Origin of the sequence: Rhizobium sp. ZW T2_16 (assembly GCF_044987325.1) — a bacterium.
GTDB classification, from domain to species: Bacteria; Pseudomonadota; Alphaproteobacteria; order Rhizobiales; family Rhizobiaceae; genus Neorhizobium; species Neorhizobium cellulosilyticum.
In genome coordinates, this window is record NZ_JBJDRG010000005.1 from 13,894 (window position 1) to 36,519 (window position 22,626).

At 59.4% G+C, this 22,626-nt stretch carries 20 protein-coding genes; 14 read left to right on the top strand and 6 right to left on the bottom strand.

The window, feature by feature from the left end; genetic code table 11:
* Positions 1-70 precede the first annotated feature (70 nt).
* Complete coding sequence (locus ACI3K0_RS14865; RefSeq protein ID WP_148146828.1) at positions 71-1,048, bottom strand: substrate-binding domain-containing protein; 978 nt, start codon at positions 1,046-1,048, stop codon at positions 71-73.
* A gap of 241 nt (positions 1,049-1,289) precedes the next feature.
* On the opposite strand from ACI3K0_RS14865, the gene ACI3K0_RS14870 reads away from it, so the two are divergent.
* Positions 1,290-2,378, top strand: a complete 1,089-nt coding sequence (locus ACI3K0_RS14870; RefSeq protein WP_148146831.1) for a LacI family DNA-binding transcriptional regulator — start codon at positions 1,290-1,292, stop codon at positions 2,376-2,378.
* 140 nt (positions 2,379-2,518) lie between these two features.
* Here the strand turns inward: ACI3K0_RS14870 and ACI3K0_RS14875 are convergent, their stop codons facing one another.
* Together ACI3K0_RS14875 and ACI3K0_RS14880 are read right to left on the bottom strand one after the other, a co-directional pair.
* Positions 2,519-4,051, bottom strand: a complete 1,533-nt coding sequence (locus ACI3K0_RS14875; protein WP_404945534.1) for a DegQ family serine endoprotease — start codon at positions 4,049-4,051, stop codon at positions 2,519-2,521.
* A gap of 113 nt (positions 4,052-4,164) precedes the next feature.
* Positions 4,165-4,482, bottom strand: coding sequence for a hypothetical protein (locus ACI3K0_RS14880; protein WP_206826613.1), 318 nt, complete (start codon positions 4,480-4,482; stop codon positions 4,165-4,167).
* Between the two features lie 446 nt (positions 4,483-4,928).
* Here ACI3K0_RS14880 and ACI3K0_RS14885 point away from each other — a divergent pair, with 446 nt between their 5' ends.
* The 7 genes from ACI3K0_RS14885 (at position 4,929) to ACI3K0_RS14915 (ending at position 14,781) form a co-directional block, all read left to right on the top strand.
* On the top strand, positions 4,929-5,171 hold the full coding sequence (locus tag ACI3K0_RS14885; RefSeq protein ID WP_404945535.1) for a hypothetical protein: 243 nt from the start codon (positions 4,929-4,931) through the stop codon (positions 5,169-5,171).
* A gap of 110 nt (positions 5,172-5,281) precedes the next feature.
* Complete coding sequence (locus ACI3K0_RS14890; protein ID WP_148146837.1) at positions 5,282-6,058, top strand: DUF1194 domain-containing protein; 777 nt, start codon at positions 5,282-5,284, stop codon at positions 6,056-6,058.
* A 293-nt stretch (positions 6,059-6,351) separates the two neighbouring features.
* Entirely contained in the window at positions 6,352-9,141 is a 2,790-nt protein-coding gene (locus ACI3K0_RS14895; protein WP_148146840.1) for a bifunctional aconitate hydratase 2/2-methylisocitrate dehydratase, read from the top strand.
* Positions 9,142-9,307: 166 nt separating this feature from the next.
* Complete coding sequence (locus ACI3K0_RS14900) at positions 9,308-9,682, top strand: hypothetical protein (protein ID WP_206826615.1); 375 nt, start codon at positions 9,308-9,310, stop codon at positions 9,680-9,682.
* Between the two features lie 121 nt (positions 9,683-9,803).
* Positions 9,804-10,205 carry a FixH family protein gene (locus ACI3K0_RS14905; RefSeq protein ID WP_183685562.1) on the top strand — a complete coding sequence of 134 codons (402 nt, stop codon included), beginning with the start codon at positions 9,804-9,806 and terminating at the stop codon, positions 10,203-10,205.
* Positions 10,202-11,611 carry an efflux RND transporter periplasmic adaptor subunit gene (locus tag ACI3K0_RS14910; RefSeq protein ID WP_404945536.1) on the top strand — a complete coding sequence of 470 codons (1,410 nt, stop codon included), beginning with the start codon at positions 10,202-10,204 and terminating at the stop codon, positions 11,609-11,611. The genes ACI3K0_RS14905 and ACI3K0_RS14910 overlap by 4 nt, the downstream gene beginning before the upstream one ends.
* Complete coding sequence (locus ACI3K0_RS14915; protein WP_404945537.1) at positions 11,608-14,781, top strand: efflux RND transporter permease subunit; 3,174 nt, start codon at positions 11,608-11,610, stop codon at positions 14,779-14,781. Before ACI3K0_RS14910 ends, ACI3K0_RS14915 begins: the two co-directional genes overlap by 4 nt.
* Positions 14,782-14,841: 60 nt before the next feature.
* On the opposite strand, the gene ACI3K0_RS14920 is transcribed toward ACI3K0_RS14915, so the two are convergent.
* Positions 14,842-15,201, bottom strand: a complete 360-nt coding sequence (locus ACI3K0_RS14920) for a helix-turn-helix transcriptional regulator (RefSeq protein WP_148146848.1) — start codon at positions 15,199-15,201, stop codon at positions 14,842-14,844.
* Between the two features lie 198 nt (positions 15,202-15,399).
* On the opposite strand from ACI3K0_RS14920, the gene ACI3K0_RS14925 reads away from it, so the two are divergent.
* The 5 genes from ACI3K0_RS14925 (at position 15,400) to ACI3K0_RS14945 (ending at position 19,259) form a co-directional block, all read left to right on the top strand.
* Positions 15,400-16,503, top strand: coding sequence for an NADH:flavin oxidoreductase/NADH oxidase (locus tag ACI3K0_RS14925; RefSeq protein WP_206826619.1), 1,104 nt, complete (start codon positions 15,400-15,402; stop codon positions 16,501-16,503).
* 275 nt (positions 16,504-16,778) lie between these two features.
* Positions 16,779-17,324 (top strand): OsmC family protein, encoded by a 546-nt coding sequence (locus tag ACI3K0_RS14930; RefSeq protein ID WP_404945538.1) that lies wholly within the window; start codon positions 16,779-16,781, stop codon positions 17,322-17,324.
* A 94-nt stretch (positions 17,325-17,418) separates the two neighbouring features.
* Positions 17,419-18,732, top strand: a complete 1,314-nt coding sequence (locus ACI3K0_RS14935; RefSeq protein WP_404945539.1) for an NAD(P)/FAD-dependent oxidoreductase — start codon at positions 17,419-17,421, stop codon at positions 18,730-18,732.
* 20 nt (positions 18,733-18,752) lie between these two features.
* Positions 18,753-19,034: a hypothetical protein gene (locus tag ACI3K0_RS14940; RefSeq protein WP_206826625.1), complete on the top strand. Its 282-nt coding sequence runs from the start codon at positions 18,753-18,755 to the stop codon at positions 19,032-19,034.
* A gap of 63 nt (positions 19,035-19,097) precedes the next feature.
* Entirely contained in the window at positions 19,098-19,259 is a 162-nt protein-coding gene (locus ACI3K0_RS14945) for a hypothetical protein (protein ID WP_404945540.1), read from the top strand.
* Between the two features lie 120 nt (positions 19,260-19,379).
* On the opposite strand, the gene ACI3K0_RS14950 is transcribed toward ACI3K0_RS14945, so the two are convergent.
* The gene (locus tag ACI3K0_RS14950; RefSeq protein WP_206826627.1) at positions 19,380-20,237 is read right to left on the bottom strand and encodes a VOC family protein; all 858 of its coding nucleotides are present in this window, start codon (positions 20,235-20,237) and stop codon (positions 19,380-19,382) included.
* A gap of 229 nt (positions 20,238-20,466) precedes the next feature.
* Entirely contained in the window at positions 20,467-21,360 is an 894-nt protein-coding gene (locus tag ACI3K0_RS14955; RefSeq protein WP_206826629.1) for a LysR family transcriptional regulator, read from the bottom strand.
* Positions 21,361-21,570: 210 nt separating this feature from the next.
* Here ACI3K0_RS14955 and ACI3K0_RS14960 point away from each other — a divergent pair, with 210 nt between their 5' ends.
* Positions 21,571-22,581, top strand: coding sequence for a GlxA family transcriptional regulator (locus ACI3K0_RS14960; protein WP_404945541.1), 1,011 nt, complete (start codon positions 21,571-21,573; stop codon positions 22,579-22,581).
* Positions 22,582-22,626 lie beyond the last annotated feature (45 nt).

Genomic DNA, 22,626 nt, shown 5'->3' on the forward strand with positions numbered 1-22,626 from the left:
GGACGACGGAATTGTCGAGGATGGGTCGCGCCCGGCATGTCCGGGCGCGACCCGTTGGGCTTGGGGAGGATCAGAGGCCCATGGAAACCAGCTTGTCGATGCTTTCCTTATCGATCTTCAGCAGCTGATCGACGACGATCGTGTTACCTTCAGGATTGATCTTGCCGAGGCCCGGAATGTCGTCGCCAGCCTTGGGATCCTGACCCTTGGCGATGCGATCGGCAAGCGTGATGAACACTTCCCCGGCCTGTTTGGGATTCCACATGAACCCGCCTGTCAGCGCACCGGACTTGATCAGCTTTGCACCCTGTCCCGGCGAGAACGGACCGATCACGAAGACCTTGCCGTCCTTGCGGCGTTCTTCCACCGCGCGGCCAGCGCCAATCGGTCCCTGCGAACCGAAGGCCAGGAAGCCCTTGAGATCAGCGTTGGCCGACATGAGATCGAGTGCCGTCGAGCGGCTCTTATCCAGATCCTCGGCCACGCCGTAACGATCACCGATGAGTTTCATGTCGGGATAGTTGGCCTTGATGTACGCGATGGCTCCATCCGCCCAGGCATTGTGCAGCGGCACGGTCAGCGAGCCGACAAACACCGCGTAGGAACCCTTGCCGCCCATCTTTTCGGCAAGCAGCTTGCCATGTGCCTCACCAAAACCCTTGGCGGATGCAAGTTCGAAATCCCAGGTGGCCCCGGCCTGATTGGGCGATTCATGGGTGATGACCTTGATGCCTGCGTCCTGCGCTTTTTTCAGCACGGGCTCCAGCACCTTGGCATCGTTCGGGACGACGCCGATGAAGTCAACCTTCTGAGCGATCAAGTCTTCGATGGCGCGCACCTGAAGCGCCGGGTCTGCGCTCGTCGGGCCGACCATGAAGCCCTGGACGCCGAGCTTGGCGCTCTGCTCCTTGATACCGGCTTCCATGGCGTTGAACCACGGAATGCCACCGATTTTCACGACGACGCCGACCTTCGGTCCATCGGCAAATGCCGCGGATGAAAGCAGCGCCAGCGACAGGCCGATAGCGGCCGCGATCATTTTCTTCATGGATGTTCCTCCTCCAAAGACACTGCGGCAAGCAGATCCGCGCAACAGCTCTTCCCCGCTGCGCTTGAAAATCTCCCGGCTCGCCCATTCGAGACGCTCCCTTGCCACTCCCATAGCAATCTACATACGCACAATCGATATTGCATTTTTGCACAATCGATGGTGCAATAACCATAGCACGAACATGCCTTTCGTCAAGTGGACTAATATTCTACCAATCAGAATCATTCGGGAGATGAGGATGACGGTTCAGAATTCCAAGAAAGCCACCATTTACGACCTGTCAGTCCTGTCCGGCGCTTCGGCCTCGACCGTGAGCGCGGTTTTGAACGGGTCATGGCGCAAACGGCGGATTTCCACGGAGACGGCCGAGAGGATACTCTCGCTTGCCAAAGCGCAGCGTTACACGACAAATCTTCAGGCGCGTGGCTTGAGAAGCTCGAAGTCCGGTCTCGTCGGGCTATTGGTTCCGGTTTACGATAACCGCTTCTTTTCCTCCATGGCGCAGACGTTCGAGGCGCAGGCGCGTTTGCGCGGTCTGTCCCCCATGGTTGTCTCCGGGCGTCGTGATCCTGACGAAGAGCGCCGGACTGTGGAAACCTTGATCGCCTATTCGATCGATGCGCTGTTTATCGCAGGCGTTACGGACCCGGACGGCGTCCATCAAGTCTGCGCGCGGGCCGGCCTTCCCCATGTGAATATCGATCTTCCCGGCAAGCTGGCATCCTCGGTGATTTCCGATAACAGGAACGGAGCCGAGGTGCTGACCTCGGCAATTCTGCGGCATGCGGCCCAAGGAGGCGCACTGGTTCCTGATGATGTCGTCTTGTTCGGCGGCCACGACGACCATGCCAGCCGCGAGCGTATTGCCGGCTTTCATGCGGCGAAGGATGCGTTCTTCGGCATTGAAAGCCAAAACGACATCGAGATTACTGGTTACTCGCCGCGTATGACGGAGCTGGCTTTTGAACGGTTTTTCGCCCGCGAGGGCCGGTTGCCGCGCTGTCTTTTCATAAACTCGTCCATCAATTTCGAAGGCCTGCTTCGTTTCATGGGACGGCACGATGAAGCGGTCTTCGCAAACATCGTCGCTGGCTGCTTCGATTATGATCCGTTCGCATCGTTTCTGCCTTTTCCAGTCTACATGGCCAAACCGAATATTTCTGCGATGCTGGAGAAGGGGTTCGAACTGCTCGAGGCGGCGCCGGTTCATCCCGTCGTTACCATTATCGAACCGCAATTGATCCCTCCGCGGACGGCGCTTGAAGGCCCTCTCGATGATATCAGGGATCCGGTGCCTGCATCACGCATCCCTGCGCCCACATCCTGAGAGCATCCATCTCCAGGCCGGGTTCATGGTATGGGCTCTCTCGTTCTGCGTGATCGTTTTTCTGTAACGACAGGCACAAGTAAGTAGGTTTGACCCCGCATGTCTTTCGACAGCGGGGTCAGGTAGTCGTATGACAAAAGTCAGCCGATCGAGAATGGAACGGTGACAAAGCTCTGGTTGTCGCCACGCTGGATCAGCAGCAGCACTGCCTTGCGTCCGGCCTTGCCGGCATCAGCGACCGCGGTCTTGGCTTCGTTTGCAGAATTGACCGCATGTTGGTTGACCGACACGATGATGTCGCCCTCTTGCAGGCCTGCGTCCGCCGCGGGTTTGCCGGGTACAACGCTTGCGATGACAGCACCTTTTTCTTTCGCTGGAAGGTTCAGGGCCTGCCGTACCTCCGCCGTGATATCGGCAAGCCCAACTCCGATGTTTGGGATTTTGTGAGCTGCCGGGCCGGATTTTCCTTCATCAGACGAAGCTTGCTGCTGATCCTCGCTGTTTTCACCGATCGTCAAACGCAGGTCTTTCGGTGTGCCCTGGCGCCATACCGTCAACTCCTCTTTCGATCCGGGAGCAAGATCGGCAACCATGCGCGAAAGATCACGTGGTGACGAGATTGGTTTACCGCCCAGCGCAGTAATGACGTCGCCGGCCTCGACGCCGGCCTTGGCTGCTGGCGTGTTGTCGTTGACGCCGGCGACCAGTGCGCCTTCAGCCTTGCCGAGGCCAATCGCGTCGGCGATATCTGCAGTTACCGGCTGGATCTGTACGCCGATGAAACCATGATCGATCGAGCCGTCTTTCATCAGCTTGGCGACAACCTGCCTCGCCTGATCGGAGGGGATGGCGAAGCCAACCCCGACACTTCCGCCATTCGGGGAGTAGATGGCCGTATTGATACCGACGACATGGCCGTCGTGATCCACCAGAGGGCCGCCGGAATTGCCATGGTTGATCGGCGCATCGATCTGGATGAAGTCATCATAAGGGCCGGAATGCAGGTCGCGGCCGCGGGCTGACACGATGCCGGCCGTGACTGTCGTGCCGATCCCGAAAGGGTTGCCGATCGCCAGGATCTGGTCCCCGAGTTTCAGGGTGTCGGAATCACCCCAGGTGACGGTTGCGAGCGGTTTCTTGGCTTCGATCTTGACCACGGCGAGATCGGACTTCGGATCGGCGCCAATCAGTTTGGCGGGAAGTTCGGCGCCGTCATCCAGCGTCACCTTTATGTCCAGTGCCTTGTCGATCACGTGGTTGTTGGTAACGATATAGCCGTCGGGAGAAATAATGAAGCCGGAGCCGAGTGCTTCGGCACGTTCGGACTGACGTTGCCGAGGCGCTTCATGCGGCATCGGAATTCCGTTCTGGCCGAAGAACTGTCTGAATTGCTCATTGAAGGGAGAGTTCTCGCCAAAGGGAGATGTTTCGTCGCTGGCAGCAGCCTCTGCTTTCATCGTTGTGGTGATGGTGACAACTGCAGGTTTGTCAGCGGCGACGATCGAGGCAAACGACCCTGCCGGCGCGATAATGCCGCCTACGCCTGCGGCGGGAGACGAAGATGCGGCAAACGCTGCGTTGTTGCCGAGAATGATCGGCGTCGCCAGGGGAACTGCGATGATTGCAGCGCCAACGAGAGCCAGGATGCGTTTTCTGCGAATGATGTTGGACATGGCGTTTCACTCTTCAGGTAAGTTGAGAGATGTAAGGGCGCGAAAGCCGAGAAAGCGGCGCGCCGGAACTTGAAGTTATGTCGGGAGGGGGCTGTGATACCGCCTGTGTCGGCTCAGTCGCAGACGCGGGTGCGATACATGTCGCCCCAGTGGTCCTGATGCCAGATAACATGGCAGGAAGGGTAATAGGCAGCGACCGGTGGAGGTCCGTATCGCATAGGAGGAGGGCCATAGGGTGCTGCAGCATAGGCAGGCGCGTGGCTGGCGCCGGCAATCAGCGCTCCGCCGATGACTGCGCCCGCTATGCCAGCGGCGAAGCCGCGGCCGAAATTGTTATGTGCTTCAGCCTGGGAGGCGGTGGCGAGAGCCGTTCCGGCAATCGTCAAGGCGACCAGACCGGTGGTGACGAATTTACGTGCTGTGATCCACATGGCTCTGATCCTAAGTTGCGGTCTGTATTCGCCTGTTTCAGGCGTCATGACCATGAAGCCACGTTAGTCCTCGCTTGATTACCGTTGGATATCCGTCTCGTTAAAGCTTGGTAAGCTTTGCGCGAAATCCCGTGTCTGCACATCTAGTGGTGAAGATCGGCGCCGCACTTTGTGCGGATCGCCCTCATCGTTGCATGAGGTCGTGAAGAAGAGAATGAAAATCTCTCAGCATACATGCCGTTCTGTGCGTATCGTGTCGGAACGCGTGAATGTAAATGCGATTGTTCAACGCGTTATGGTGTCTGTTTTTACCGATGAAAAATCGGGTTTGTTGAAAATGTTCGTATTTTTCTCTTCTTCCCATCAATACTTCGATGTCTCACGGATTCACTTGGACATGAATCTGTATTAGCGTCGGTTTTGCGAGATGATTCGCAGTAACGCTGATGAATAGCGAGGCTACATTGAACGCGCAAAGTCATGCACTGGATCATGGCAGTTCAATTGAACACTGGGCCATGAATCGCGCGCACCAGATCGTAGTGCATCAAGGCATGCGGCTCATAGAGGCCGCCCAAAGCCTGGACCGGAAACAAACAAGTGCCAATACTTACGCCCTGCGAGCGGCGATCATGGAATGCCTGATCGAAGCGATGAAGGATGGTCCGCACCCCGCGGCTGCAGAATAAGACATCACTGAAATTTGAGCCACGCGCTGCCCTTGCGTCAGGGGAGGGGATCGCGCTGGCAATATCCTGTGTTACAGTCCGGCAATCGACACTGCAGTGAATGGATTGCCATGCTCACAACACTTGCAATGTTAATGACCCTGACCGCGACCAATACCGCAATCGTGCAAGGCGGGCAGGAAGTGGATGTCGAACTCGTACTCGCAGTCGATACGTCCCGATCTATGGACACGGAAGAAGCTCGCATCCAGCGCGAAGGTTACGTGTCGGCACTCAAGCACAAAGAGTTTATCGATGCGGTCAGGAACGGGCTGACCGGGCGCATCGCCATCAGTTATTTCGAGTGGGCAGGCGATGTCGTTCAGGGTTCGGTGATTGACTGGCAGATCATCGAGAACGAACAGGATGCGATCGCCTTCGCCAACAAGGTCGAGGCACGGCCGGTCGAGATGCAGCGCAGGACATCGATTTCGGCCGCCATCGTGCACGGTGCGACCATGCTCGTCTCCAATTCCTATCATGGTCTTCGCCAGGTGATCGATGTCTCGGGTGACGGGCCGAACAATTCAGGCAACCCGGTCACGCCGGCGCGCGACAAGGCTGTCGAGGCGGGCATCGTCATCAATGGTCTCGCCATCATGCTCAGGCCGTCGGGAACGCCGGGCGGGCTCGACCAATATTACAGCGACTGCGTTGCGGGTGGGCCGGGGTCTTTCGTTCTGCCGGTTCACGATATCGATGATTTCGGTGTTGCGGTTCGCCGCAAGCTGGTGATGGAAGTCAGCGGTATCGAAGCCCAGCCGCTCATTCGCCGGATTGCCGACAAGCCGGTCAAAAGCGATTGCATGGTCGGCGAAAAGCAATGGCAGGACATGTTTGATCGTTGAGTGAAAACCTCAAGAATTTCCGCCGAAAAGCCTTGCCGGACACCGTTTCTGCAGGGCGAATCGGGAATGCCGGTCGTAGTTAAATCGATGGCTTCCGGCGCGTCGATCCGCTAAGAACGCGCTCGGTCATCGTCAGCCGATAAATGCTGGAGCCGAAGGACTGCATTTACCGAATTGCGGTATCTTGTCACACGGGCTCGGTTGACGTACTCCAAACCCGAAGGCCTTGGGCCGCATAATTTTCCGGTGGCGCTGCGTTTCAGCGCCAAAAAGCTAATGACGTTGGGACTGTGATGAACCTGTACTCGGAATACCTGGCTGAAATCAAAAGCAGAGAACCCCAAGGGCTTGCCCCCAAGCCGATCGATGATGGCGCGCTGATCGCTGAAATCATCACATTGATCGAGGATGCCGGTAACGAGCATCGGGCGGATGCCCTGAAATTTTTCATTTACAACACGCTGCCGGGCACGACGAGTGCCGCCGGCGTCAAGGCCGCCTTCCTGAAGAAGATCATTCTCGGCGAAACGGTCGTTCCGGAAATCACACCGACATTTGCGCTCGAACTCCTGTCGCACATGAAGGGCGGTCCTTCGGTAGAAGTGCTGCTCGACATCGCGCTTGGCGATGACGCGGCAATCGCCAAGGAAGCCGGTGACGTCCTGAAGACGCAGGTCTTCCTTTATGACGCCGACATGTTCCGCCTGCGCGATGCCTACAAGGCCGGCAACGCCATCGCGAAGGACGTGCTGGAAAGCTACGCCAAGGCCGAGTTCTTCACCAAGCTTCCCGACGTCGAAGACGAGATCAAGGTCGTTACCTTCATTGCCGCCGAAGGCGATATCTCGACCGACCTTCTGTCGCCGGGCAACCAGGCGCATTCGCGTTCCGACCGCCAGCTGCATGGTCAGTGTATGATCACGCCGGAAGCGCAGGCGGAAATCGTCGCGCTTCAGAAGCAGCATCCCGACAAGCGGGTGATGATGATCGCCGAAAAAGGCACGATGGGCGTCGGCTCGTCGCGCATGTCCGGCGTCAACAACGTCGCCTTGTGGACCGGCAAGCAATCCAGCCCTTACGTGCCCTTCGTCAACTTCGCTCCGATCGTCGCCGGCACCAACGGCATTTCGCCGATCTTCGCGACCACCGTCGACGTGACCGGCGGTATCGGCATCAACCTGAAGAACTGGGTCAAGAAGCTCGACGAGAACGGCAAGCCGATCCTCAACAATGACGGCAACCCGATCCTCGAGCAGAAATACTCGGTCGAGACCGGTACCGTTCTGAAGATCGATGCGAAGAACCGGAAGCTGCGTGACGAAAACGGCGAAGAGCTGGTCGACATCGCCTCCTCCTTCACGCCGCAGAAGACGGAGTTCATGAAGGCGGGCTCGTCCTACGCGATCGTCTTCGGCAAGAAGCTGCAGACTTTTGCCGCCCAGACGCTCGGCGTCGAAGCAACGCCGGTTTTCGCTCCGAACAAGGAAATCTCGCTCGAAGGCCAGGGCCTGACCGCGGTTGAGAAGATCTTCAACCGCAACGCCGTCGGCGTGACGCCGGGCAAGGTTCTGCATGCCGGCTCCGACGTTCGCGTCACCGTCAACATCGTCGGCTCGCAGGATACGACCGGTCTGATGACGGCGCAGGAACTGGAAGCGATGGCGGCAACCGTCATTTCGCCGCTCGTCGACGGCGCATACCAGTCGGGTTGCCACACGGCTTCCGTCTGGGACAAGAAGGCTCAGGTCAACATTCCGAAGCTGATGTCCTTCATGAACAACTTTGGCGTCATCACCGCGCGTGACCCGAAGGGCGTCTATCACTCGATGACCGACGTCATCCACAAGGTGCTGAACGACATCACCGTGGATGATTGGGCGATCATCATCGGCGGCGACAGCCATACGCGCATGTCCAAGGGCGTCGCTTTCGGTGCGGATTCGGGCACCGTTGCTTTGGCGCTCGCAACCGGCGAAGCGACCATGCCGATCCCGCAGTCGGTCAAGGTGACCTTCAAGGGCACGATGCAGCCTTACATGGACTTCCGCGACGTGGTGCATGCCACCCAGGCGCAGATGCTCAAGCAGCATGGCGACAACGTCTTCCAGGGCCGTATCATCGAAGTCCATATCGGCACGCTGCTCGCCGACCAGGCCTTCACCTTCACCGACTGGACGGCCGAAATGAAGGCCAAGGCGTCGATCTGTATCTCCGAGGACGAGACGCTGATCGAAAGCCTGGAAATCGCCAAGTCGCGCATCCAGATCATGATCGACAAGGGCATGGACAATGCCGCGCAGACGCTACAGGGCCTGATCGACAAGGCAGATGCCCGCATCGCCGAAATCCGCTCCGGCGCAAAGCCGGCGCTGAAGCCGGACGATAACGCGAAGTATTTCGCCGAAGTCGTCGTCGATCTCGACTTGATCGACGAGCCGATGATCGCCGACCCGGACGTCAACAATGCCGACGTCTCGCGCCGCTACACCCACGATACGATCCGCCCGGTTTCCTATTACGGCGGCACCAAGAAGGTCGACCTCGGATTCGTCGGTTCCTGCATGGTGCACAAGGGCGACATCAAGATCGTCGCCCAGATGCTGAAGAACCTCGAAAAGGCCGAGGGCAAGGTCGAATTCAAGGCACCGCTCGTCGTTGCCGCGCCGACCTACAACATCATCGACGAGCTGAAGGCCGAAGGTGACTGGGAAATCCTGCAGAAGTATTCGGGCTTCGAATTCGACGACCTGAAGCCGAAGACGTCCAACCGCACCGAATACGAGAACATTCTCTATTTGGAGCGCCCGGGCTGCAACCTTTGCATGGGCAACCAGGAAAAGGCGGAAAAGGGCGATACGGTTCTGGCCACCTCGACCCGTCTGTTCCAGGGCCGCGTTGTTGAAGACACGGCGGAAAAGAAGGGTGAATCGCTTCTTGCTTCGACGCCGCTGGTCGTGCTTTCCGCGATCCTCGGCCGTACGCCGAGCATCGAGGAATATCGCGTCGCGGTCGAAGGGATCAACCTGACGAAGTTCGCGCCGCCGAAGACGACACCGATCGACAGTCTGTCGGTCCACTACTAAGCTTTCGAGCCTGACTTACGATGCCCCGGTAAGGTGACGCCTTGCCGGGGCATTTGCTTTTCTGCCTGCGGTCTTTTGGCCTATTCCTTACTTTCAGCATAAACGGGATAATCGAGCTCGTAGTAGGAAACAGGTTCCTCGTCTGGTTACAGGCGGGGAATGCGCCATGAGACTTATTCGCAATCTCTTTTTGATCATTGCATTGCTCGCAACGGCAACCGGCAGCCAGGGCGTGACGCCGCTTGCCGGGCCTGATACGCTGCATTCGTCTCATATGAACTCGGATCAGATGCAGGTCTCGATGGTTGGCGATCACGTCAACTGCGAACAGCCGTGCCCTTCTGATGATCAGGGCTCCGATAGCCAGCGCCATCATTCCTGCCCATCGGCGCTTCTTTGCGCACCGCCTGTCGCTTCGATACCGGCCGCCACAACTTCGGACATGGAGTTTGCCTTCAAGCACGTCCGCTACGATGCGGCCCCTGCGCGACAGATGATATCTGCAACGATCGTTCCTGCCGGGCCGCCGCCCAAAGCCTGATCTCCGCTGAAATCGAACTGCCCTCTGACCAAGGCCGAGCGCATACCGCGCGGGCAGTGTCGGATGGCTCGTAGTTTCACCTCGCGACGCAAGGACAGACGTCGCAGCGAGATCCAGAACCATGAACAGAACATTGTCTTCCGGGAGAGCCGTGCTCCTCCTCGGCCTTTTGGCCATGAACCCGGTCAGTGCCGGTGCCGCCGCACAGGATTATGAATTCACCCTCCTGAAAAGCGATATCAGGCAAAGTCGCAATGCGATGGTCGAACTTCGGATGACGGACCGGCGCAGCGGCGCGCCCGTTTCGGACGCCATCATTTTCAACACGGCGCTCGACATGGCTCCAGATGGCATGCCGGATATGGGCGCGGCGATCGAGCCGGTCGGGTCGAGTGAACCCGGGGTCTATCACTTCAAGGCGGACCTTTCGATGGTAGGCGCCTGGCGCTTGCGGATCGGAGCGATGATCCAGGGCGAGCCTGAACCGGTCGAGCGTGATCTTATCCTCAAGGTGTCGCCATGAACTGGCTGCCCCGTTTTGGAATGATCCTCGCTGCTTCCGCCGTTATCGGTTCCAGTGGTTATCGGGTGTTTGCCGAGGAGCGTCATTCGGGTGCGGCGCATGGCGCTGCTGCCGGCGCGGCACATGAACATTCGCATGAGGATGGACGCATCCTCTACTATCGGCACCCGGATGGATTGCCGCAATTTTCGGCACAGCCGAAAACCACGGATGACGGCAGGCCTTATCTCGCAGTGAGGAAAAAAGCGGGTGAGGCAGGCGGAAATGCTGAGGCCGCCAAACCTGCCAAGGCCATGCTGGCGGAGCTTGGCTCCACCGCGCCCCGGCGCATCCTTTATTATCGCAATCCGATGGGGCTGGCCGACACGTCGCCGGTGCCGAAGAAGGACAGTATGGGCATGGACTACCTGCCCGTTTTTGCCGACGAGCAGCAGGACGGGGCGACGATCAGGGTCTCTCCCGGAAAACTGCAGCGGACGGGGGTGAAAACCGCGACCGCCGTGATGGCCCGGATCGGCCGGGCAGTCCGCGCACCCGCCACCGTGACGCTGGACGAGACCCGCGTCAGCGTGATCGCGATGCGCACCGATGCCTTTATCGACACGGTTTCGACCGTGACGACAGGCGACCGGATCGGGAAAAGACAGGTGCTTTTCGGCTTCTATTCCAAGGAAATTGCCACTGCCGGGACGGAATATGCCGCACCGGGAGGCGACAAGGCAGGTTCGGCGCTTCGTCTGAAAAATCTCGGCGTGCCGGATGAGGCGATCAGCACGATCGCTGAGCGGCGGCAGGTGCCGGCAACCATAAACTATACCTCGCCGCGGGATGGCATCGTCGTCGAACGGCTTGCCATTGCGGGCATGATGGCCAAGCCCGGCGATGTGCTGTTTCGCATCGCGGATATGTCGCATCTGTGGGTGCTGGCCGATCTTCCGGAATATGACCTGGCCGCCGTCCGGATCGGCGCCGACGTGCAGTTGACCGTTCGCAGCCTGCCCGGCCGCACATTCCATGGCACTGTCGACCTTATCTACCCGCAGGTCGATACCCAGACGCGGACAACGAAGGTCCGCATCGAACTTGCCAATCCGGATGGTGCGCTGCTCATCAACATGTATGCGGAGGTGGAGATCGATACGCGCTCCGAAGACCCTGTCATCGTGGTTCCGAACAGCGCCGTGATCGACACGGGTGATCGCAAACTCGTGTTCCTCGACAGGGGAGAAGGGCGGTTCGAACCGAGAGACGTCAAGCTTGGCGCGCGCGGCGACGCGCAGACGGAAATCATCACCGGCATCAAGGCCGGAGATCAGGTTGTGGTCGCGGCAAACTTCCTGCTCGATGCCGAGAGCAATCTCAACTCGGCGCTGAGCGCGATGACGGCGGAGGGCGCGAAACAATGATCGCCCGTGTGATATCCTGGTCCGCCCGCAATCTGGTCCTGATCTTTGTCGCTGCCATGCTGGCCGTCGCCGGTGGAATTTACGCCTTGCGGTCGCTGCCGCTCGACGCCATTCCCGATCTCTCCGATGTTCAGGTGATCGTCTACACCGATTATCCCGGTCAGGCGCCGCAGGTCGTCGAGGACCAGGTGACCTATCCGCTGACGACCTCCATGCTGACAGTGCCGAAATCCAAAGTGGTGCGCGGTTTCTCCTTTTTCGGCGCTTCGTTCGTTTATGTGATTTTTGAGGATGGCACCGATCCGTACTGGGCGCGCAGCCGTGTGCTTGAATATCTCAATGTCGCGCAAAGCCGCCTTCCGGGCGGGATCACGCCGACGCTCGGTCCCGATGCGACGGGGGTCGGCTGGGTCTATCAATATGCCGTGGTGGCGAAAGAGATGTCGCTTGCCCAGCTGCGGTCGTTGCAGGACTGGGTCGTGCGCTTCGCGGTTTCGAAATCCGAAGGTGTTGCCGAGGTCGCCAGCGTCGGCGGTTTCGTCAAGCAATATTCCATCGTGGTCGATCCGGTCCGGCTGAAGGCGCAGGACATTTCGCTCACCAACATCGCCAGTGCCGTGCGTGCCAGCAACACGGATGTCGGGGGCCGCACGGTCGAGCTTTCCGAATTCGAGTTCATGGTGCGCGGGCGCGGTTATCTGAAGGGCATAACCGATATCGAGAATATCGTCCTGAAAAGCATGGGCGGCACGTCGCTCAGGCTCGGCGATGTTGCAAGGGTCGAACTGGTTCCCGACGAAAGGCGGGGGATTACCGAACTGAATGGTGAGGGCGAAGTCGCGAGCGGCATCGTGCTGCAGCGGTTCGGGGCCAATGCGCTGTCGGTCATCGATAATGCCAAGGCGAGTCTCGAGGGGATCAAGGGCAGCCTGCCGGCCGGTACCGAGATCGTGCCGGTCTATGATCGCTCGCAATTGATCGAGGCTGCGATCGAAACGTTGAAAAGCACGCTTGTGGAGGAGGCGATCGTCGTTGCTCTCGTCACGATCGTCTTTCTCCTGCATGTTCGCAGTGCGCTCGTCGCCATCATCATGCTGCCCGTGGGCGTGCTGATGGCCTTCATTGCCATGCACTTCCTCAATATCGGCGCCAATATCATGAGCCTCGGCGGCATTGCGATTGCCATCGGGGCGATGATCGATGCGGCGATCGTGATGATCGAGAATGCCCACAAGCATCTGGAGCGGGCACCGCCGGACAAGCAGCGTATCGACATCCTCATCGAGGCGGCGAGCGAGGTCGGTCCGGCGCTGTTCTTCAGCCTGCTGATCATCACCGTCTCCTTCCTGCCGATCTTCACGTTGGAATCACAGGAGGGGAGGCTGTTCAGCCCGCTTGCCTTCACCAAGACCTTTGCAATGGCGGCGGCCGCGATCCTGTCGGTGACGCTGGTGCCGGCGCTGATGGTCGTCTTCGTCAGGGGGCGGATCGTTCCGGAGCATAAAAATCCCGTCAATCGCTTCCTGATCTGGATCTACCGTCCGGTCATCGCCGGGGTGCTGAAGGCGAAGGTGCTGACGATAGTGGTGGGGCTTCTCGTCCTCGGGGCCACGGTCTGGCCGATCCAGCGTATCGGCAGCGAGTTCATGCCGGATTTGGACGAAGGTACGCTGATGTATATGCCGACGACCCTGCCCGGCCTGTCGGTGACCAAGGCAGCGGAACTGCTGCAGACCCAGGACCGGATCATCAAGTCCTTTCCGGAAGTCGAAAGCGTCTTCGGCAAGGCCGGGCGTGCCTTGACGGCGACCGATCCCGCGCCTGTCGAGATGTTCGAGACGATCATCACGCTGAAGCCGAAAACCGAGTGGCGGCAGGGCGTGACGACGGCAAGCCTGAAAAAGGAGATGGACGAAGCTCTGCAGTTTCCCGGCGTCGCCAATGCCTGGACGATGCCGATCCGCGCCCGCATCGACATGCTGTCGACAGGCATTCGAACTCCGGTCGGCGTGAAGGTTTACGGTACCGATCTGAATGAACTGGAGACGGTCGCCCGGCAGATCGAAACCGTGCTGAAGGATGTAGATGGAACGTCCAGCGCTTATGCGGAACGGGTGATCGGTGGTTATTATCTCGATATCGTGCCGGACCGGATGGCGCTCGGGCGTTACGGTCTGACGATCGGGGATGTGCAGGACGTCGTGTCGATGGCGCTCGGCTCGGAAGTCGTGACCTCTACCGTGGAGGGCCGCGAACGTTATGGCGTGGCGATCCGCTATCCGCGCGCGTCGCGCAGCGATCCGCAGTCGATCGCAAGAGACGTGCTTGTCTCGCTGCCCGGCGGCGGAACCGTTCCTCTCGGTGAAGTGGCCGAGGTGAGCCTGACGCGGGGTGCCACGACGGTGCGCACCGAAAACGGCCAGCTCGCCGTCTATATCTATGTCGATATCACGGGCCGCGATCTCGGCGGTTATGTCGCCGAGGCCCGGCAGGCGGTGGCGGCACGGGTGGAGCTTCCAACGGGCTATTCCGTGGCATGGAGCGGTCAGTTCGAATATCTCGAACGGGCGGCCGCGCGACTGTCCATCGTCATTCCGCTGACGCTCGCGTTGATTTTCCTTCTGCTCTATCTGAACTTCAGGGCGCTGACCGAAACCCTGATCGTCATGCTCTCCCTGCCCTTCGCGCTCGTCGGCGGCATCTGGCTGATGTGGTGGCTCGGGTTCAATGCGTCGGTTGCGGTGGCCGTCGGCTTCATCGCGCTGGCGGGGGTTGCCGCGGAGACGGGTGTGATCATGCTGATCTATCTCGATCACGCCTTGAAGGAGGGGCGTGCCTTATGCGCCAGCGAGGGGAGGCCGCTGACAAGAGAGGATCTTCATCACGCCATCATGGTTGGCGCTGTCGAACGTGTTCGGCCGAAGATGATGACCGTGGTGGCCATCATGGCGGGTCTCCTGCCGATCCTGTGGAGCACGGGAACGGGAGCGGAGATCATGCAGCGCATCGCGGTGCCGATGATCGGTGGCATGGTGTCCTCGACGCTGCTGACCCTGATCGTCATTCCGGCGATCTATGCCCTGGTGAAGGGGAGGAGGCTGGGTAGCGAAAGTGCCAGTTCGGCCAATGTGGCTGAAGCCGATCTCGGCATCAATGCGCCGGCAAGATGAGCTGAACGCGATTGAAAAATTCGGGAGCCGGGTACAGCCCGGCTCTTCCGATCGCTAAAGTCAGCGTTTTCCAGCCGAGGTGACCGCTTTTTCGGCGCCGCCATCCTGCTCGAGTTCCTTGACCAGCATGGCAAGGAGACCGGGAAACCGCGCGTCGATGTCTTCGCGGCGAAGCGAGGAGGCGCGACGGTTTCCGTAATCGATCTGGCTGATCAACCCCGCCTCGCGCAGGATCTTGAAGTGGTGGGTGAGCGAAGCCTTGGCGACCGGAAAACCGAAGGACACGCAATTACGCTCCATGCCGTCCGGCAAGGTCGCCAGGATGGCGATTGCGGTGCGGCGAAGCGGATCGGACAGCGTCGAGAAGACAGTGCTCAGGTCGATCTCGTCGCGTGCTGGCTGGGGAAGCAGTTCTGACATAGGGTAATTCTACGAAAATTGGCATCTCGATGCAAGTAACAGGTATGTCTTGACGCATACCTTTGTAAGGCATAGGTATGTCTTACACCATACCAGCACTTCTATTGCACCTGCGGATATCGGTCGAATCTACAAGCAGCCGGCGGCGTCTCGATATTGAATGCGGCGTCGAACCCTATCATTCCGAAAGTGAGCGACATGCCTCAGCCACAGCTTTTCACACCGTTCAAGATCCGCAATCTCGAGCTTGAGAACCGTATCACCATCGCACCGATGTGCACCTATTCCGCGGTGGATGGATGCATGACCGACTGGCATCTGATCCATCTGGGGCAATTGGCGCTTTCCGGTGCCGGTCTGTTGACGATCGAGGCGACGGCTGTCGTTCCCGAAGGTCGGATCAGCTATGCCGATGTCGGCTTGTATGATGACGCGACGGAAGCGGCGATGCGCCGGACGCTGGAAAGCGTCCGCAAGTGGTCGAACATTCCGATCGCCGTTCAGCTTGCCCATGCCGGGCGCAAGGCATCGTCAAACCTGCCGTGGCTCGGTGGTGCGCAGCTTCCCGCCGATCACAAGGATGGCTGGCAGACCGAGGCACCGTCCGCAGTTCCGTTCAAATCGACCGACACGGTGCCGACCGAACTTTCCCGCGAGCGGATGAACGAGATCCGCGACGCATTTGTCCAGGCCGCAATTCGCGCGGCGCGTATCGGCATCGATGCGGTGCAGATCCATGCCGCGCACGGCTATCTGCTGCATTCATTCCTGTCTCCGCTCGCCAACCAGCGGACCGACGAATACGGCGGAAGCCTCGAAAACCGCATGCGCTTCCCGCTGGAAGTGTTCGACGCGGTGCGGGCCGCTTTCCCGGCCGACAAGGTCGTATCGGTTCGCGTCTCGGCAACCGACTGGTATGATGGCGGCTGGAACCTGGATGAAACGATCGAGTTTGCCAAGGCATTGGAGAGCCATGGCTGCGACGCGATCAACGTGTCGACCGGCGGGCTGCATGTCGACCAGAAAATCCCCGTGTCGCCGAGCTATCAGGTGCCGTTCGCGCGTGCCGTCAAGGCCGCGGTGAAAATGCCGGTCGTCGCCGTCGGGTTGATCACCGAACCGTCTCAGGCAGAAGCGATCGTTGCGACAGGTGATGCAGATCTTATCGGCCTCGCCCGTACGATCCTCTATGATCCGCGCTGGCCGTGGCATGCCGCTGCCGCTTTGGGCGGCGAGGTTTCCGCCGCCCCTCAGTATCACCGCAGCCAGCCATCGACGCTGAAGTCGCTGTTCAAGGCGTGAGTGAAGAATGACGCAAAGGCCTTCGCTCCGGCATGGATCGAGGGCCTTTTTGCAAATCAAGGAGAGCGATCCCGGCTCTTCTGGCTTTCGTCAACAGCTTGCGGGCATGAGGTGGAATTTCCGCGGTTCCGCCAAAGGTCGTAACTTCGTTTCCGCTTGTGGGCGGCAATAGTATATAATTTTTGTATACTGCCAGAGTCGGCCGGCGGTAAGCTCCTGTGCCCGGCGGTGTTCATCTGAACAACGGCCGGTTCATCGATCAGGAGACGAAACAGATGTCGACATTGAAGGATTACCTGGCTCAAAAGCGGGCGGCACTGCTTGAGCGGCGCAGGCGTATCAAATCCGGCGAACTTGGTGTCGCAACACTGAAGGCGAGTGCGAGTGCGGAAGGCCGCAGCGGTGTGCGCCGTATTCGTATTCGGGATTTCCAGGTCGTCTCCGACAGTCCGCCGGATTTTGCCGGTTACAATCTCGGACCGGCGTCTCCGGAGTTGCTGGTCGGTGCGCTTTCTAGTTGCCTGACCCATACCTGGCTCATCCACGCGGCAGATCAGCAGGTCGCTCTGGAAGAGTTGCATGCGGAAGTCTCGGCAAGGATCGACCCGCGAGGCGGCTCCGAAGGGCATGAGGATATTCCGGTCTATCCGCATGATTTCGAATACACGGTTTCGTTGGTTTCGGACGCCAGCCCGGATGCGATTGCCCGTGTTGCGGCGGCTGTCGAAAAGGCCTGCCCGATCCTCAATCTTCTCAAGCGCGGTACCAATGTTACCGGTCGTATCGACCACAAGTCTCCTGCATCCGTAGCTGCCGCTTAACTTCCAACGCGACCAGGCAATGCTCGAAAATAGGTGATCCGCAAGGCGATTGGTGCGGATTGCTTTTCCGGTTTCGATATTATGGAACATAATTATGAGTGATATTGCATCCCCCGATTTTCCTCCTTCACTCTGGAACGCGGTAACGCGCCCGCGGACCTCCAATTCCAGCCTCTCAGGCGAGGCGAGGGCAGGGGTTGCGATCATCGGAGCCGGCTTTACCGGCCTTTCGGCCGCTCTTCATCTTGCCGAGCGTGGCCACAAGGTGATCATGCTCGAGGTCGTTCAGGTTGGCTGGGGGGCGTCCGGCCGTAATAACGGTCAGGTCATTCCCACCATGACCGGTGCCGAACCGGACAGCATTGCGAAAACCCATGGGGAGGCCGGGGAGCGGTTCGCCCAGCTGGTCAGCGATAGCGCTTCCTATCTTTTCGACCTCGTACGTAGACACGACATCGATTGCGAGGCGCAACAGAACGGCTGGTTTCAGCCGGCGCATTCGCCCGGGCGTGTGCGGCTTTCGGCAAGTCGCGTGGAAGCCTGGTCGCGCCGCGGCGCACCGGTTCGCCTGCTCGATGCGGCAGAGACTGCCGATCTAATCGGCTCGCGAGACTGGTATGGCGGCATGCTCAACAGCAGTGGCGGGCACATCAATCCGCTGGCCTTTGCCAGAGGGCTTGCCGATCGCCTCACCGCCGCCGGCGCAGTGCTACACGAAAACACGCCTGTCCGGTCGATCGAGAAAACATCGTCGGGATGGGTGATCTCGACCCCCGCTGGGCGCGTCATATCCGATCAGGTCATTTTAGCCTCGAATGGCTACACGGACTGGTTCGAAAGCCGGCTGGCGCCGAAGGTCGCGCATTCGCTCGTACCAATCCTGTCGTGGCAGATGGCGACTGAACCGCAGCCGGACGCGGTGCGCGCCAGTGTTCTGCCAGGGCGACAGGCATTGTCGGATACCCATGGTGACCTGCGTTTCTTCCGCTGGGATGCCCGTGGTCGGCTTGTGACCGGTGGGGCGCTGATGTTTCCGTTCAACGGTGCGGAGCGGCTGAAAGAGCGGATCGGCAAACGATTGGCCGGGATCTTTCCGCAGATGGGCAGGCCGAAATTCGACTTCGTCTGGAATGGCCGTATCGGCATGACGGTGGACCGGATGCCGCAATTCTATAATCCCGCGCCCGGGCTGTGGACATGGAGCGCCTGTAACGGCCGCGGTGTCGCCTTGGCAACCTCGCTCGGCAAGGTCTTTGCCGACGCGATCGAAGGTGTCGGTCAGCGGGATCTGGCTGTTCCGATAACCCCGGTCCGCACCATTCCCTTCCATCCGATTGCAAAACGTGTCGCTCCGGCCATGCTCGGTTGGTACCGGCTGAAGGACAGGCTTGAGCCTGCCTATAAGTGAACTGGGAGACGATCTGCGTCATGAGTGAGAACAGCAAAACCGGCCATCTGGTGCCGATCGAATGGCTGCAGGCGGCTTTCAATATGCGCGCCGCAGCCTATGCCAACATATTCGACGTGCTGCGGGACGCGTTCGGCACGCAAAAGTCCGTCGAGCTTCTGTCCGAAGCGACGCGCCGTATGGGTATTACCGCCGGCGCCCGGTTTGCCGATCTCGGCCCGGATAGATTGATGGCCCTGAAGGAGCGGTTTCTCGGCACCATTCCGGCAGGTGATATCCTCTTTCAGCCGGAAGTTCGTTGAAACGACGACGAGCGCCTGGAAATCAAGTTTCATCGCTGTCCGCTGAAGGAAGCATGGCAGGCGATGGGGCGGTCCGATGACGATCTCGAACTCTTGTGCAAGGCGGGCGGAGCGATTGATGGCGGCCTGTTCAAGGCGGCCGGTTTTGTCTTCAAGGGGGAAACCTGGAGGCCAGGTGAAGAGGGGTGCTGCAAGCTTGTGGTGGAACCGGGGCCTGCCGCCTGATCAAGGCTCTTCGATTTTTCGCGAATATCGGGCCCGACAGAGAGCGCTTCTCTTTGTCGGGCCTCAGCCTCTAATTCTCAAGGAATGCCGCGGCGAGATCGCCACGGCATTCCTGTGATCTCAGATGAACTCGACCACTGCTCCGCTCGCATCCGCCGGTGAAACGGCAATGCCTCCGGCAGATGTCCTGATGAACGCGATGCCCTGAGCGGAGAGAAGCTCTGCTGTCTTTTCGCGATCCTTCACCCGAATGCGCAGCACGGCAAAGCCATTGGCGGGTGTCCTGGCAATATCGAGACCCGGGTAAAGCGCGGCAATCGCTGCCGGTTCGAAGAAGAACAGCGGTGCCGAATTCTGGCCGGTCTCAACACGAAAACCGCCTTCGATTTCCTCGACACGACCTGCGGCATAGAAGCTTGCATAGGTTTCCGCCGTCTTGCGAGGATCGTCGCTGATGCCGGTTATGCCGCCAAGACCAATCGCGCCATTGGCATGGTCCTGAAGTTCCGGCCTCCACACCATGTCGCGCGTTTCGTGCTGGCAAAGGAAGAAGTGCCCGAGCGGTACTTGCTCAGGGTCGAAGCCCAATGTCCTGAAGCTTGCAATGCCTTCGCCGCCGCCGGGCAGGGGGAGTGGACGTGAAAACGCGCTGATCTCTCCCGTCCTGATGCCGAGTTCGGCAAGCGCAGGCTTGGCTGCGTCCGCACTTGCGGTGCGATTGGCAATCGCCTGCAGGCCCTGGCCATAGGTCGCGAGCGTCTTGCGCTGCGGTGCATTGAGTTCGGTCTCGGCGACCAGTCCAAGAAGCTCGAGATAGTCGTCCTGAAAAATGATCGTGTAGTTGGCCGATCCTTTTTGCGGACTGTGAAGCCCTCGGGGAGAAAGCGTGAAGCCAAGGCGGCGGTAACGTTCGGCGCTGTCATCGAGATCATTGACCAGCAGATAGCTGTGATCCACGCCAAGCACGGGGTGGGACATGATTTTCCTCATCGGATCGAAGGATGGTACCCGCCGGCGGCAAGCCGGCCGAGCGATTGATCGATGATCACGAGCCTATCTGGTCCCGACAGATTTCTACTGACTTGGTATTCTATTTTCAGGGCAAGTGCGGAAGTTTCTTTGCGGCCCCGGTGCGTCTGGAACAATCGTGTTCCAGACATAAAACCGGCGACGATCGATGGACAAATCCCTAGAAAGCTCCGGTCTCTCAGTCACGATAACGCAAGGCTTCGATCAGCAGGCGGAAGGCGGGAGATACCTGTCGGCGGCTGGGATAATAGAGGTGATATCCGGGGAATGGCGGGCACCAGTCCTCAAGCACACGTTCCAGCTTTCCCTCATCGAACAGCTTGCCGAACTGATCGTCCGGAAGACACACAAGGCCGAGGCCGTTGACGGCTGCCTCGACCAGCATGGGCACATCATTGCAGGTGAACTGGCCCTGGACGCGCACATTGAGCGGTCTGTCGTCCTTCTCGAATTCCCAGGCATAAAGGCCGCCAAGTGTGGGAAGCCGAAGGTTCATGCAGACATGCTGTGTCAGGTCATGCGGCGATAGCGGCCTGCCTTTCCTCTCGAAATAGGCGGGTGATCCGGCAACGACCATGCGCAGTTCCGGGCCAATCCGTACCGCCACCATATCCTTCTCCACCCGCTCGCCCAGCCGAATGCCCGCATCGTAACGTTCGGTGACGATGTCGGTGAAACGCTGGTCGACCGAGATTTCGATATTGATGTCGGGATATTCCGCCATAATCCGGCTTGCCGCGGGCATGACGATGCCGACCGCTGGCTGGCGGCTCGATGTCAGACGAATGGTTCCGGCGGGCTTGGCACCGAGCGCGCTTATCGCATCGACGCGAGTTTCGATGTCATCGAATGCCGGGCGCAGCGTTTCAAGCAATTGTTCGCCAGCATCGGTCGGTGCGACGTTGCGCGTCGTGCGGGTGAGCAGGCGTACGCCCATCCGCTCCTCCATCCGCCGGATCGTGTGACTGAGCGACGATTGCGACGTGCCCATCCTTGCGGCCGCGCGGGTAAAGCTCCGTTCCTCTGCAACGGCCATGAACGCCAGAAGATCGCCAATTTCATCGCGCCGCATTTATTAATCTCCAGCATATGTCCATGTAGGATTTAGCGCATGGATGGCTGGGTGCGCCAATGACAAAGCCGAGAGCATAAAGGCGCTCAGACGCGCGAGAGTGATCGGCCACGACCGATCTTCGTTGACGAGCGCGATCTGCTTGCCCATGGTTTTCAAATCAGGTGATGTATTGCGGCATCGCACGAAGCCGCAGCAAGGGAGAGATCGGTGCAGCCCGAACAACGCAAGCGGCAGGACGCCGCACAGCCGCAAAAATCTCTCAAGGTGGGTTTCATTCTCGCCCGGTCGTTCACACTGTCGGCGTTTGCCATGTTCGTCGACACGTTGCGTCTTGCCAGTGATCAAAAGGATCGATCCGGCAGGGTTCTTGCCGACTGGCAGGTTCTCAGCAGCACCCGCCATATGGTCACGTCAAGCTGCGGAATACAGGTTGCTCCGACCACGGATTTCATCGACCCGGCCCGATTCAATTATATCGTCGTGGTCGGCGGGCTCCTGTCGGTGTCGCAGCCGGTGGACAACGAGACTGCCTCCTACCTGAAACAGGCGTCCGCCAGGGGCGTGCCGCTTATCGGCGTCTGTACCGGCTCCTTCATTTTGGCCGAGGCCGGCCTGATGGCGAACCACGAGAGCTGCGTCAGCTGGCTCCATCACCAGGATTTTCGCGAGCGGTTTCCGGATTTGAAGGTTCGCTCGGATCGGCTTTTCCATATCGACGGTGAGCGTGGTTCCTGTGCCGGCGGCAGCAGTTCGGCGGATCTGGCTAACGTTCTGGTTCAGCGCCATATCGGCAGAGACGCAGCCAGGAATGCTCTTGAAGTCCTGCAGATCGATCAGGCCAGATCGGCTACCCATTCGCAGGCCCGGCGCCCGTTTGTCGTTGAAGCGAGAGATCCGCGTATCATCTCGGTGCTGATTACCATGGAGCAAAATCTGGAAGGCGACGTGTCGCTGGAGGGGTTGGCAAAGTCGGTCGGGCTTTCCCGGCGTCAGCTTGAACGGCTGTTCGAGGAGCAGACGGGGCTTTCCCCGGGAGCGGCCTACCGCAAGATACGCCTGGAGCGCGCCAGAGAACTGCTTCAGAACACAAACCGCGCCGTGATCGATATTGCCTTCGACGTCGGATATTCAAGCGCATCGCATTTTACCAAGGCGTTCAGGCTTGCCTTCGGCAAAACGCCGTTGGGTATGAGAGAAGGCCAAGCTGCAATCCATTGAGGAACAGGGATGTCGAACCATTCGCCCTGTCGATTACGACTGGTC